Origin of the sequence: Agrilactobacillus yilanensis, from assembly GCF_003946725.1 — a bacterium.
Classification (GTDB): Bacteria; Bacillota; Bacilli; order Lactobacillales; family Lactobacillaceae; genus Agrilactobacillus; species Agrilactobacillus yilanensis.
The window spans coordinates 46392-59210 of record NZ_RHOY01000020.1; the positions used below are offsets into that span (position 1 = coordinate 46392).

The following is a 12819-nucleotide window of genomic DNA, read 5'->3' on the forward strand; positions in this document are numbered from 1 at the left end:
ACCTAAATTCTAAGATTCAGCCGTATAGCGACTTAAATAATCTAAAATTTTCTGTCGATCCAAATAGCCCTGCAGAACCCCTTCTTTTGTGACCGCTAAATAATTTTGTTTCGCCAAAATTTCAAAAGCTGCCCGTAACGTGGCCTGTCCATCAATTTCAGGAATTTGACTTAGTTCAGCAGTAACGTTCGTTGTATCTAAATAACCCAAAACTAAGCCAATCCGGCCCACATAAACATCATAAACATTTTTAGCCCGATTTGCCCCAAAAAATTCTTTAACAAAATCATTCACTGGATGCTGGGCAATAGCCGTTGGGGTATCTACTTGCAATAACTGCCCTTGCCGCATAATCCCAATTCGATCGCCTAATTTCAATGCTTCTGTCATATCATGGGTCACAAAAACAATCGTGTTATTAAATCGATGATGGAGCCGTAAAACGAGATCTTGTAATTGTTGGCGCGAAATAGGGTCCAACGCACTAAATGGTTCGTCCATCAAAACTAATTTAGGCTGGGCCGCCACCGCCCGTAAAATACCAATCCGTTGCTGTTCACCGCCGGACAATTCACTCGGCTTACGATCCCGATAAACTGCCGGATCCAGACCAACTTCCGTCAATAACTCATCAGTCAGTTTATTAATCTGCGCTTTGGGCATTTGTTTCATTTCCGGAATAACCGCAATATTTTGAGCCACAGTCATTGTTGGAAATAGTGCAATCTGCTGTAAAACATAGCCAATTTCCAGTCGCAGCTGGCGAACGGGGAGTGTCGTAATATCTTGATCATTAATCGTAATTTGTCCAGAAGTCATTGGCTCCAAACGATTAATCATCTTCAAAGACGTGGTTTTGCCACTGCCTGAAGCCCCTACTAAAACAAATAATTCGCCTTGGTTAATCGTCAAATTCAAATCTGATACGGCCGTTTGCTGATTAAATACTTTATCCACATGTTGAAATTCAATTAAAGGTGTGGTCATTTATTTCACCCCCTTTAATAAATCATGACTAACCAAATATTGCCGAGCCACCGAAGCAGCCGACTTATGCTGGACGTTTACTTTATAATTCATTTCCTGCATATCCGTCTCTGAAATTTTTCCGGCTAACTGATTTAATGCGGTGACAACTTTAGGATGCGCCTTGGCAAAACTAGCCTTCATCAAAGGCGCCCCTTGATAAGTTGGGAAAAAGTGCTGATCATCTTTTAAAATTGCTAACTGATACTGCCGTAGTTCACTATCTGTAGAATAGGCATCCACCAAATTCACCCGATCTTTATGAATCGCTTCATAACGCAACGCTGGTTCCATGGACTTGGCGGTCACATCCAAATCATAAGCTTTCTTCAGGCCCCTTAAACCGTCTTCTCGATCAATGAATTCCAACGTCATACCTGGATTCAATTCCGTTTCAATTTGGCGCAAATCACTGATCGTTTTTAAATGATGGGTCTGCTGGAAAGTTTTTGTTACGGCTAACGCATAAGTATTATTATAGGCCATTGGTTTTAACAGCTGTAAATCAGCTTGCGTCGCCAAGCGTTTTTTAGCCAAGGCATAAGTTTGGTCGGCGGTTAACCCCTTTGGATTTTTACCCTTCACTAAAGTTTCTAAAACCGAGCCTGTGAATTCTGGATAAATATCAATCTGATCGTGCTTTAAAGCATTAAACAAAAAAGTTGTTTTCCCAAAGTTTGGTTTTAAAGTGACTTTAACGTGGTCATCGTTGGCCTCAATTAAATCTTTGTACATATTAATCAAAATATCCGGTTCCGAGCCTAATTTACCGGCAATGGTGATGGTTTCCGTACGGTTGGCATAAACACTATAAGCCCCACTACCGCCTAGCGCGACCAAAATAACGCCTAAAGCGATCAACGCTTGTTTTGGCTTGGCTGTCTGGAACCAGCGAATAATCAAACTCAAAATAATTGCTAACAACGCTGATGAAATCGCTCCCAGCAGCAATAACCCGGTATTGTTACGATCAATCCCTAACAAAATAAAGGTCCCTAAGCCGCCAGCACCAATCAAGGCAGCCAAAGTGGCCGTGCCCACAATCAAGACTAAAGCTGTTCGAATACCTGAAATAATTTGCGGCAATGCAATGGGCAGTTCCACTTTAAATAACTTGCGCATCCGCGACATCCCAAACGCATCCGCCGCTTCTTCAATGGAGCTATCAATTTCAGAAATACCTAAATAAGTATTTTGGAAAATTGGCAATAGTGCATAAATAATTAAGGCGATAATCGCCGGAACCGTCCCAATACCTACTAAAGGAATCAATAACCCCAATAAGGCCAAGGATGGGATGGTCTGCAAAACACTGGTAACTTGTAGAAAAAATTCCGCAACTTTGGGCCGGCGAACGACCCAAATCGCTAACGGTACCGCAATGATGATTGCGATGACCAATGCTGTAATTGAAATTACTAAATGCTGCCATAAAGCCACTGATAAGTCGCCACGGCGTTCTATAAATACTTGGATTAAGTTAGTCATAATAACTCTGAATTAACCCCCAAAATTTTAATTTCAGTACGTGTTCCTATCATACCCTAAGTTAAACAAATACATCGACTTTACTGCTTACCAAAAGAAACGATATCATTAATTACTTTACAGGTTTTGAGCGAGTCTGTTAACATTTAAAATAAAGTATTTGTACTAAAAAATTACACGGTCGTTGATATCTATCAGCTGTCGACTTAGACTAGCCGCTATCTCTTTGCCAAAGTACCAGGTTACTAAAAAGTGCGTACTAGTTAAAAAATATTCTAAGTTTATAATTGTTTTTGTTAACAATTACAAATTTAAGGAGTATTAACTTATGAAACCACTAGTCGTTATTACAGGAGCCAGTTCTGGATTTGGCGCCGCAATGGCACGGCTGTTTAATGCCAACCAATATCCTTTGTTGTTATTAGGCCGGCGCGTTGAAAAGATTCAAGCTTTAGAGTTATCCGGTGAGGTGATGATTAAGCAAGCCGACGTCACAGATCGAGCAGCGTTAGAAAATGCCATTACCCAGGCCGAAGCCATCTATGGCCCCACCGATTTGCTGTTAAACAATGCTGGTTTGATGCTGTTAGGTAATATTTGGCAACAAAATCCTAAAGAATGGCAGACCATGCTGGATACCAATGTATTAGGTGTCCTCAACGGGATGCAGCTAGTTTTACCGCAAATGATGGCCCGTGAACATGGCACAATTATCAACACTTCTTCAATTGCCGGTTTTAAAGCGTTTGAAAATCACGCAGCTTACGTTGCCAGTAAATTCGGGGTCCACGGTCTAAGTGAAACCGTTCGCCAAGAAGTAGCAGCTAAAAACGTCCGGGTAATGCTCATTGCCCCAGGTGCTGCAGAAACTGAATTATTAGCCCATGTCACTGATGATCACGCTTTAACTGAATATCAAGCTTGGAAAGAAAGTATGGGCGGCCTGACATTAGATCCAAAACATGTGGCTGAAACCGTGAAGTTTATGTACGAAATGCCTCAAGAAGTTAATATTCGGGAAGTTGATATCGCAGCAACCCGTCAAGATAGTTAAAGCGATAATTTCTAAAAAAAAGCTGCTGAAAATTAATATTTTCTAACAGCTTATTTTTATATGCCAATTCCGACACGAATCTTAGTTTTTAGGCTTTAGATAGGGCATTAATGCTTGTGATAAAGTAAGTTTCCATAGCTGCCCTTACACCGCCCAATAAAATATCTCCGTTATGAATAATGCCGTTTTCTTCTAAGTTCGCTAAATAACTCTGTAAAAATCTGAAGAATGCAGGACGTTGATCCAATTGGCGGTTCTCCTTGAACCATTGCATTAAACAGGCTCGAAAACTATCTACCGTCCATCGTGACAAACGTCGATTATAATCCGTCACCATTTTGGTATGCAATTCTAGTAAAACCGCTTCATAGCATGCATAGTCTACCTCAGGAACATCCCCAATTACCGTTAGTTTAAAATCTGCCAAATGCTGCTTTGCCTGTTTTAATTCTAATTCTAACTGATGGGCGTCCAACTTTTTCTTTAATTTAGGCGCATATTGATTTTTCACTTTAGGCATAACCGGTGTCATGTTTAGTTTTGCCAAAATAACCCTTGCTTTTGCAGTGTCAATTGTATAATTAGGCCGTGTGAAAACGGTATCTGCTAATTGACTAAGTTCTTCAAAATCATCATCCCTATTTTTACCAGAAATCGCCGCCATTTGTAAAATCATGCGATTTCCTGTTTTTAGGAATCGCTGATACTGCCCAGAAGTTAAATGCTTATAATTTAGACAAAATTTCAAAAACATATGCCACGTTTTAGATACATTGATCAAACTTTGCGGGGTTAGCCCTTTGATAAAATCATTAAACCCTAAAAAGAATTGCTGGCAAGCTTCTTCTACCACATTAGGTTGTTCAGGGTAAGCTTCATAAATACGCTTAAGGTTAAAAACCTGCACATAAGTCGGATTGATGCCATTAAAAAAAGTCAAAGCAAGCTGTAATTTGGCAGGACTATTCTTGGTAGCCATTTGCTGAATAAATTCATTAAAATCTGTCGTAATCTTATCACTCTGTGCAAAAAAAGACGTTATGTCATCTGAAACTAACTTAATTGGCTCATTGGCAAAAAAATCAGAGCCCTCTTGTACTTCATCTGCCACCGGCCCCTCAGCCATTTCAAAGGCCGTCATTAAGTCTGGGCGATTTTCCTGGATCAATGCCAAAAAATTATTCGGCATTTCCGAATCTGAAGTCACAATCCCTTTATTTAATAAAAAGATACACAATTCATACCCCACCGTAACAGCCTGTTTCAAAGTTTGTTGCGCCATCCCAGCTGCTGTAAAACCAACTAATATCCCATCGGCCAGTGATGCTGCCGTTATTTGCCCTAATGTCCGATTAAAAAATACTTGCTGCATCGTGACAGCCTGCCCGGTAAGTTGTAATAACTGTTCTAAATCTTGATCAGTTGCTGATAAAGCCCCACGATCTGAAAAAAAAGGCCGCAACTGTTTTTGATCCCGACGGACAGCCACCTCATCTACAATAGTAGGCAAAGGTTTGCGCACCGTTGCTAAATTCTGAGTTGCTTTTGCAATTTCTTGAAACATTTGTTGATCTTTAGCCATTGAATCCTCCAGAAATAAATTTTATTAAATTGTACAAACTGTTTTAATTTTACCATTCTTTAACTATCTGACCTATAACAATCTTCAGAACAACGATTGTCTTACAATTTCTTTAATTAAAGACTTTTAACTTGCATTATAATATGATTAATTACTATTATAACTATAATTATAAATTGAAACCGGTGATACCCTTATAAAAGTTGTTAATCGCAAAAACCAACCCTATTTATGATTCGACAAATTGATTTATTTGAGAGAGGTCCATACTATGTTATTCAAATCCACTTACGATTCACCCTTTGGCGAAATTACCTTACTCAGCGATGAAGACACCCTACTTGGCTTAAAATTCTTTAACCAAAAAACCATCGGCCGCACCGATAATCTCGACCAAGCACAACCTACCGACACCACCCCCATCGCCGCAGTAAAATTCTGGTTAGATCGCTATTTTGCAGGCGAAAAACCAGCCATCAACGAACTACCCTTAAACACCGAAGTTCAAAACATGAACCACCAAATCTTAAAAAACCTGAGAAAAATTAAAGAGCGTGAACTAGAGCGGGAAAGCCTCGAATACTAACCCAATAAAAGCAGTTAGGCCAAAATTAACTTTTACCTAACTGCTTTTTATTGCCCTGTTTTAAAACCACACCGCCTCAGATTAAAAAGCCATTATGTGATATTTTTTTAGCTGCAATCCTGCTATACTTAGGTCACTTCTTACAAAGCGAGGTCTTCCTTATGTTTTATCGCAGTACGTATCAAACCCCTTTAGGCACCGTTATTTTATTAAGTGATGCCACAGCTCTACGGGGCTTATGGTTTGCGGATCAAAAATATTGTGGCGCCCAATATGATCTAGAAAAAACTGAAGTTCAAGACGCACCACCAATCACCGCAGCTAAAACTTGGTTGACACAATATTTTGCAGGGGAAAAACCAGCCCCGACCCAATTAACATTAGCCCCAGAAGTCACGCCCTTTCGACAACGGGTACTAAACGTTTTGCAGACCATCCCTTACGGCACAACCACCACCTATCAAGCCATCGCCCAGCAGCTTTCAGGAACAAACTTATCCCGGGCCGTGGGGGGTGCTGTGGGCCACAACCCAATCTCCATCATCATCCCTTGCCACCGCGTCCTTGGCAGTGACGGCGCATTAACCGGCTATGCAGGCGGTGTAGACCGTAAAATCGAATTATTACGTTTAGAAGGACTGAACAACTATGCTTAAAACCCAATGGCAGGCTATTGAACAAAACGATGCCCAGTATGACGGCACTTTTTGGTACGCTGTCCAAACAACTAAAATCTTTTGCCGACCGTCTTGTCCCTCACGGCTGCCAAAGCCAGAGCATATTTTAATTTATCAAACCCCTGAAGCAGCAATGGCCGCGGGTTATCGCCCCTGCAAACGCTGTCGACCATTAAATCAGCCAGTGGATAATCAAACCTGGGTGGCCGAAATCAATACTATCTTAGCGCAAAATTATGCGCAGCCTTTTTCTTTAGAGCAACTGGCACAAACCGTTCACGGCTCCAAGTCTTATTTATGGCATGTCTATAAAGCCATTACCGGCTTAACCCCTCAGCAAAAGCTTATGGCCATCCGACTTACGCAAGCCAAACAGCGCTTAGCCACTTCTTCTGAAAGTATTACCACCATTGGCCAGCAGGTTGGTTTAACCAATACAGCTTACTTCATCAAAAAATTTCGTGAAGCCTATGGTTTAACCCCTAAACAATATCAACTACAACAAAAAAAGCTGTGAACTACTCAACCTTATTTGAATACAAGCTTTTTTCAGAAAAAAGGTCGAAGCCTCAAATCAATTTTGAAGCCTCGACCTTTTAAATTGTCATTACATTTAGTTTATTCTAAGCCATATGACAGTCCCTAATTTTATAAAAGTCCGCCTAATAAGGCTTGTTGATATTTTGCAGTAAGCTGCTGTAATTGATTCGCAACGGCCGTTAACTGAACTTGTCCTTGATATTCTGGTGCCACAACTTGAGATACCATCATCTTCAGATAGTCTGGTAAAACTTCATTTAAAAATAGACGCTGCTGTTCTAAACGATTCCGATCCATCAATGCGGGTACCGTAGCTTCAATTTGGATTAAAAATAAGGCAGGAACGACGGTAGTCTGAAATGCCTGATTTTTTTGTCCAGCGGCTAAAAAGTCCGCCACAGCTTTTAACCAGGCGGTGTAGCGAGTGGTAAATTCCTGAGCAAGTTCTGGCATTGTTTGTAAGTCCTGGCGAAAAGCTGCCGAACTAGATGCCACTAAAGTGACTAACTCCAAAAAGACCTGTGGAAAAGCCGTCGCATATTCAGCCGGTGTCTGTACTTCTGGTATTGTCTGCTGGGTCATGAATTTAAAATAACGGGTAACCACCGCTTTAATCACCGCTTCTTTAGAAGGGAAATATTGATAAAGTTTCCCCCGACTAACGCCCATAATTTTGGCAATTTGGTCCATTGTCAGCGTCACAAATCCCGATTCAACAATAGTTTGATTTATTTTAACAATCATTTGTGTCCGTCGCTCTTCTTCTGTTGGCATACAATGCGCCTCCTTTAGTAAACAAATCTATTGTACTGGTTTTAACAAAAAAGTCAAATTGAACAAAATTGATATTTTTTGTTGATTTTGTTTTTTACAGCGTGTTATGCTCTTTTCAGCAAATAAAGCTTAAAAAAATTTCTGAGGAGCTCTTTAAATAATGCAAAATAAAAATGAAACAATTTTAGTCACTGGTGGCACTGGTTTTGTGGGAAGTTGGGCAATTGTTGCCTTATTGCAACAAGGTTATCGTGTAAAAACAACTTTACGGAATCTAGAAAAAATACCAATGGTTCAGGCAGCTATTGCCACAAAAGTAGATGCAGGTGATCGCCTATCCTTTGTTAAAGCTGATTTAATCAGTGATGCTGGCTGGGTTGAAGCCATGGCTGGGGTAGATCGTGTGCTGCACGTTGCTTCACCAATGCATACAGCAGATTCGGCAGATATTCAAACATTTTTAGGCCCACAACGGGATGGGGATGAACGGGTATTGCGTTTTGCAGCAGCAGCCAATGTCAAACACGTTGTCATCACCTCTGCTGCCGCCGCTGCTAAACCCGACGACAACAGTACAAATCAGCATTCTGACGAAACAGTTTGGACCAAGCCCAATGATCCTGTTCAAAATCCCTATCAACGTTCTAAGGCACTGGCAGAAAAAGCAGCCTGGGCTTGGATGAAAGATTATGATGGGCCCATGCAATTAAGCACCGTTTTGCCCACTGCCGTTTTTGGACCAGTTTTAATGCCACAAAACAACAGCTCTCAACAACTGATTACCCGAATGATTAAGGGCCAAGTTCCTGGTGTCTTTAATCTCGGTTTTGATATTGTTGATGTCCGAGACCTAGTTGCCTTAGAAATATTAGCAATGCAAAGTGATCAAGCTGCTAATCAGCGTTATTTAGCGGTTGGCGACCACATGAGCATGAAAGCTATCGCCCAAACCCTTAAAAATCAGCTGCCTGACCTAACCCCTAAATTGCATATTCGAACAATTCCTAATTGGGTATTACGCTTAATCAGCCGTTTCAACGCCAATGTGGCCGTTTTTATCGGTCTATTAAACCGGACTTTCCGTTACACCTCGGCCAAAGCCAAAAATCAACTGAACTGGCAACCGCGTCCGGCTGAAACAACTATTATTGATGCTGCCAAACAAATGTCTGCTTTGGGCTTACTCGATTAAATTCAAAAATACCGTCAAAATTGAAGTTCCGTAATGCCTTCAATTTTGACGGTATTTTTATAAAATTAATTAACTTTAAGCATCTTGAACCTTTTGCTGTTCAAAGTGTTTAGACCACAAGTTCAGGCCTAAAGCGAGCAACATTAAAATTAAGGCCATGATCATAATATTGCGTAATCCCGTATGTAGAATTTGGCGCATCTGCGGAATTAAGGCTTGCGGTAACGACTTTAAGTTCGTTGCATCCGTTAATTTATTCATCATGTTCATCGTAATTTTGCCATGACTGGCCTGAACCCCTTGCCGTAAAGCATGATTCATAATTAAGCCAAAAACAGACGCAGTGAACGTCTGACTCAGCATCCGAATTAAGAAACTAAAAGACGTTGCCACGGGGATATCTTCACGTAACGCATCGGTTTGTACCTTAACTTGTAATTCATTAAAGCACATCCCGTTACCAAAACCTTCAAAGGCCGCTGCTACTAATAAAATCCAATAAGGTGTTTTGATGCCAAAAACCACCAACAATACAAACGAAACCGTTAACGTTAAAATACCCACTGTGATCACCCGCTGCGGGGACAAATAACGCCGTAACGGTGCCACCGAACCGGAACCCATAAAGTTAGTGAACGACCCTGGAATCTGTGTTGCCCCACCGACTAAAGCGCTGGTGGCTAATAACCCCTGGGCCCACATTGGCGTGTAAATCAAAAAACCGACAAACGCCCCCCAGATCAATGTAAACAAGGTAAAATCAACAACCAAAGCTCGATTTTTAAACAGCCGATTTGGAATAATTGGATCCGCTGCCTGTTTTTCAAAGTGCAATAAACTGCCTAAGCAAGCTACCGCTACGATCATCAGAGCTAAAACTAAAAAGCCATTGGCACTGCCGATCATTTCAATGCCAGATAATAACGCAATTAAGCCGATCACCATTAAAATAATCCCGCGGTAATCAATAACTTTTTCCTGACTGTGACTTTCTTCAAGCTGATAATAAATCTGAACAAGTATTGCGGACAATAAGCCAATGGGGACATTGATATAAAAAACCCAGTGCCAACTGAATGTATCAACAATATAGCCCCCGATTAACGGTCCAATGATTGTGGCCATACTATAACTGGCAGACACAAAGCCCAGTACCTGCATTCGTTTTCTCGGATTTTTGAACAAGCGGGCATAAATAATATAGGGCAACGACACCACTCCGCCATTCCCAATACCGGCAATTGCCCGGGCAATAATCAAAAAAGTCATATTCGGTGCTAAACCTTCCAATAATGAGCCAACAACAAAAAAGCCGGCCGCTAATTGATAACTGCGCTTATTTCCCACATGCTCATCGAATTTACTCCATAACGGCGTGCTGACCGCCGTGCCTAACAAAAATATCGCCACAATCCAGCCCATCATTTCAATCCCATGTAGATCTGAAATAATGGCCGGCAAAGCTGTATTAATAATTGTATTGTCGATACCACTCATCGCATTAGAGAGCAGTAAGGCACAGGTCACAATAATAACGTTGCGTCTTGACAAAAAGTCCACTTCTTTCTGAAAATAATCATACTTTTCTATTTTACACTAACTGTCAATAGCTACGACCTAAAATTAATGAGGAAACCGTTTTCATTTAAACCGCACAAAAAAAGCCAGCTTAAATCGCTGACTTTTCTAAAGAATCGTTAATCTTTAATGCCCCGTGCTAAAATTTCTCGAGCCAATTGTAAATAATGGGCATCTTCTTCAGGATCTTGGGATGTTAAAATTTGTGGCCCGTTTTCAGTAATTGCAATCGTATGCTCATATTGTGACGACCAGCGGCCATCTGCCGTAACGTAATAAACCCATGAATCATCGGGATCTGTCACTTCTTTTGGCATTAGTTCATAGGTGCCTTCATTAATCATCGGTTCAATGGTTAAGGTCATCCCTTTTTTCAAACGAATGCCCTTGCCGGCCACACCATAAGCCGGTACATCTGGATCTTCATGCATCGTTGGTTGGATGCCATGCCCAATCAAATCCCGGACATCGCCATAACCGTGAACGACTTCGGTGTATTGTTGAATGGGATAGCCGATATCCCCTAGACGGTTGCCGATCACCGACTGCGCAATGCCTAAATAAAGCGCCTGCTTTGTCACCGTCATTAATTTCTGGGTGGCTTCACTGATCTGGCCCACACCATAACTCCAGCAAGAATCACTCTCATAACCATCCAAATTAATCGTCATATCCACCTTGACCAAATCGCCCTCTTTTAAATAAAGATCTTTTCTAGGCGTTCCATGGGCAACTTCATCGTTGACATCGACGCAAGTGGCATACTTATAACCTTCAAAACCCTTTTCCGACGGCGTACCACCGTGGCTTGTAATATAATGATCGGCGAATGCTTCAATTTCATAAGCCGAAATGCCTGGCTTAATTAAATCTCTTAAGCCTAAATGAACCCCCGCCAGCAACTGCCCTGACCGACGCATGCCTTCAATTTCTCGTGCTGATTTTAATGTAATCATAGTGCCCTCCAATAAAGAATATCCTTATTTTACACTTTCTTTACCTATCCGTTAACCTAAAAATAATTAACGATGCTTCCGCTGCTTCACGGCCCGCATCTTTTGGGTCATTTGTGCCTTGCTGCCAAACATCCGCTTAATCTTTTCTTGTTCCAGCTGCCGATCATTCAAGCCGCTATAACTCATTTCCGCCTGTAGCTTACGATAACTCTTTAACCGTTCCTCTGATAAAGTGCCATCCACAATAGCTGCTTTAACCGCACACCCTGGTTCACTTTGATGGGTACAATCTCTGAACTTACACTGCTGGGCTAAGCTATCAATGTCTTCAAACGTTTTGGACAAGTCGCCCACATAAATTTGTAGCTCCCGCATCCCTGGCGTATCAATCACCACACCACCATTTGCTAATGGTAACAACTGCCGATGCGTTGTCGTATGCCGACCTTTATCGTCATCTTGACGGATCTCCTTAGTTTCCAAAACCGTTTGTCCAAGCAGTCCATTGATCAACGTTGACTTGCCCACACCTGAAGACCCTACAAAAGCAACCGTTTCTGTGGGTTGAATATACGTTAACAATGATTCATAACCACTTTGGTCAACCGCTGAGCAGACCACTACCGACACCCCAACACTGACTTCCGCCAAATCCCGAATTTTTGCTGATACATCCTCACACAAATCCGCCTTCGTCAGAACAATCACCGGTGTGGCGGAACTCTCCCAAGCCAGCGTCAAATACCGTTCCATCCGCCGCAAGTTAAAATCCGCATTTAAAGACATACAGATAAAAATCGTATCAATATTTGCGGCAATAATTTGCCCGTCGGCCCCATTACCCGCAGCCCCTCTCGCCAAAACACTATGGCGTGGTAAAATTTGATGAATCACCATCTGTTCAGAAACCGAAGCCGTTGGCGCCACCATTACCCAATCGCCCACCGCCGGAAAACGTGTCTGACCCGCCGCCTCATAAGCTAACTTTCCAGTCACCACCGCCGAACGTGGCCCATCTACCGTCATCACCTGATACAACGTCCGATGCTGCGCAATGACCCGAGCAATGATCAAATCCTTAAATTCAGCCGCCGCCTGTTCAAAAACTGTCGTTAAACCATATTTTTTTAAATTTGTAATCAAAATTATAACCTCTTTTTTTAAATTAGAGCGTGAACCAACACGGTTTGATTTTGAGCATAGCCTAGACTAACGCCGTGAGCGGTTTTCGCTTACAAGTTAGACGTAGCTAAGCGCAAAAATCAGTGTAGGTGAACGCGTTTTAAATTAGAGATAATATGAAATGACCCCCTAGATTGCCAATTCGGGGATTCAGGAAGATAATGTTTATAACCAAAACAAACAC

Annotated in this window: 12 protein-coding genes; 5 read left to right on the plus strand and 7 right to left on the minus strand. The window is 41.6% G+C overall.

The genetic code is table 11. The annotated features are described in order from the left end of the window. Positions 1 to 9: 9 nt before the first annotated feature. Both EKM93_RS11765 and EKM93_RS11770 read right to left on the minus strand, forming a co-directional pair. Positions 10 to 987, minus strand: coding sequence for an ABC transporter ATP-binding protein (locus tag EKM93_RS11765; protein ID WP_125715769.1), 978 nt, complete (start codon positions 985 to 987; stop codon positions 10 to 12). Then, complete coding sequence (locus EKM93_RS11770; RefSeq protein ID WP_125715770.1) at positions 988 to 2514, minus strand: ABC transporter permease/substrate-binding protein; 1527 nt, start codon at positions 2512 to 2514, stop codon at positions 988 to 990. It lies immediately after the preceding gene. A gap of 328 nt (positions 2515 to 2842) precedes the next feature. Here EKM93_RS11770 and EKM93_RS11775 point away from each other — a divergent pair, with 328 nt between their 5' ends. Next, positions 2843 to 3568: an SDR family oxidoreductase gene (locus EKM93_RS11775; RefSeq protein ID WP_125715771.1), complete on the plus strand. Its 726-nt coding sequence runs from the start codon at positions 2843 to 2845 to the stop codon at positions 3566 to 3568. An 88-nt stretch (positions 3569 to 3656) separates the two neighbouring features. Here EKM93_RS11775 and EKM93_RS11780 read toward each other — a convergent pair whose 3' ends face one another. Then, positions 3657 to 5150, minus strand: a complete 1494-nt coding sequence (locus tag EKM93_RS11780) for a hypothetical protein (RefSeq protein ID WP_125715772.1) — start codon at positions 5148 to 5150, stop codon at positions 3657 to 3659. A 271-nt stretch (positions 5151 to 5421) separates the two neighbouring features. Here EKM93_RS11780 and EKM93_RS11785 point away from each other — a divergent pair, with 271 nt between their 5' ends. The 3 genes from EKM93_RS11785 to EKM93_RS11795 all read left to right on the plus strand — a co-directional run bounded on the left by EKM93_RS11785 (position 5422) and on the right by EKM93_RS11795 (position 6930). Continuing rightward, complete coding sequence (locus EKM93_RS11785; protein WP_125715773.1) at positions 5422 to 5736, plus strand: methylated-DNA--[protein]-cysteine S-methyltransferase; 315 nt, start codon at positions 5422 to 5424, stop codon at positions 5734 to 5736. Between the two features lie 161 nt (positions 5737 to 5897). Then, positions 5898 to 6392, plus strand: coding sequence for a methylated-DNA--[protein]-cysteine S-methyltransferase (locus EKM93_RS11790; protein ID WP_125715774.1), 495 nt, complete (start codon positions 5898 to 5900; stop codon positions 6390 to 6392). Continuing rightward, positions 6385 to 6930, plus strand: a complete 546-nt coding sequence (locus tag EKM93_RS11795; RefSeq protein ID WP_125715775.1) for a bifunctional transcriptional activator/DNA repair enzyme AdaA — start codon at positions 6385 to 6387, stop codon at positions 6928 to 6930. Before EKM93_RS11790 ends, EKM93_RS11795 begins: the two co-directional genes overlap by 8 nt. A gap of 131 nt (positions 6931 to 7061) precedes the next feature. On the opposite strand, the gene EKM93_RS11800 is transcribed toward EKM93_RS11795, so the two are convergent. Continuing rightward, positions 7062 to 7727 (minus strand): TetR/AcrR family transcriptional regulator, encoded by a 666-nt coding sequence (locus EKM93_RS11800; RefSeq protein WP_125715776.1) that lies wholly within the window; start codon positions 7725 to 7727, stop codon positions 7062 to 7064. A gap of 160 nt (positions 7728 to 7887) precedes the next feature. On the opposite strand from EKM93_RS11800, the gene EKM93_RS11805 reads away from it, so the two are divergent. Then, the gene (locus tag EKM93_RS11805; RefSeq protein WP_125715777.1) at positions 7888 to 8919 is read left to right on the plus strand and encodes an NAD-dependent epimerase/dehydratase family protein; all 1032 of its coding nucleotides are present in this window, start codon (positions 7888 to 7890) and stop codon (positions 8917 to 8919) included. Positions 8920 to 8994: 75 nt separating this feature from the next. Here EKM93_RS11805 and EKM93_RS11810 read toward each other — a convergent pair whose 3' ends face one another. The 3 genes from EKM93_RS11810 to rsgA all read right to left on the minus strand — a co-directional run bounded on the left by EKM93_RS11810 (position 8995) and on the right by rsgA (position 12596). Next, a complete protein-coding gene (locus EKM93_RS11810) occupies positions 8995 to 10470 on the minus strand; it encodes an MFS transporter (protein ID WP_125715778.1) in 1476 nt (491 codons plus the stop codon). Positions 10471 to 10616: 146 nt separating this feature from the next. Then, a complete protein-coding gene (gene map / locus EKM93_RS11815) occupies positions 10617 to 11453 on the minus strand; it encodes a type I methionyl aminopeptidase (RefSeq protein WP_125715779.1) in 837 nt (278 codons plus the stop codon). Between the two features lie 66 nt (positions 11454 to 11519). Further along, positions 11520 to 12596, minus strand: coding sequence for a ribosome small subunit-dependent GTPase A (rsgA, locus tag EKM93_RS11820; RefSeq protein WP_225423714.1), 1077 nt, complete (start codon positions 12594 to 12596; stop codon positions 11520 to 11522). Positions 12597 to 12819: the final 223 nt, after the last annotated feature.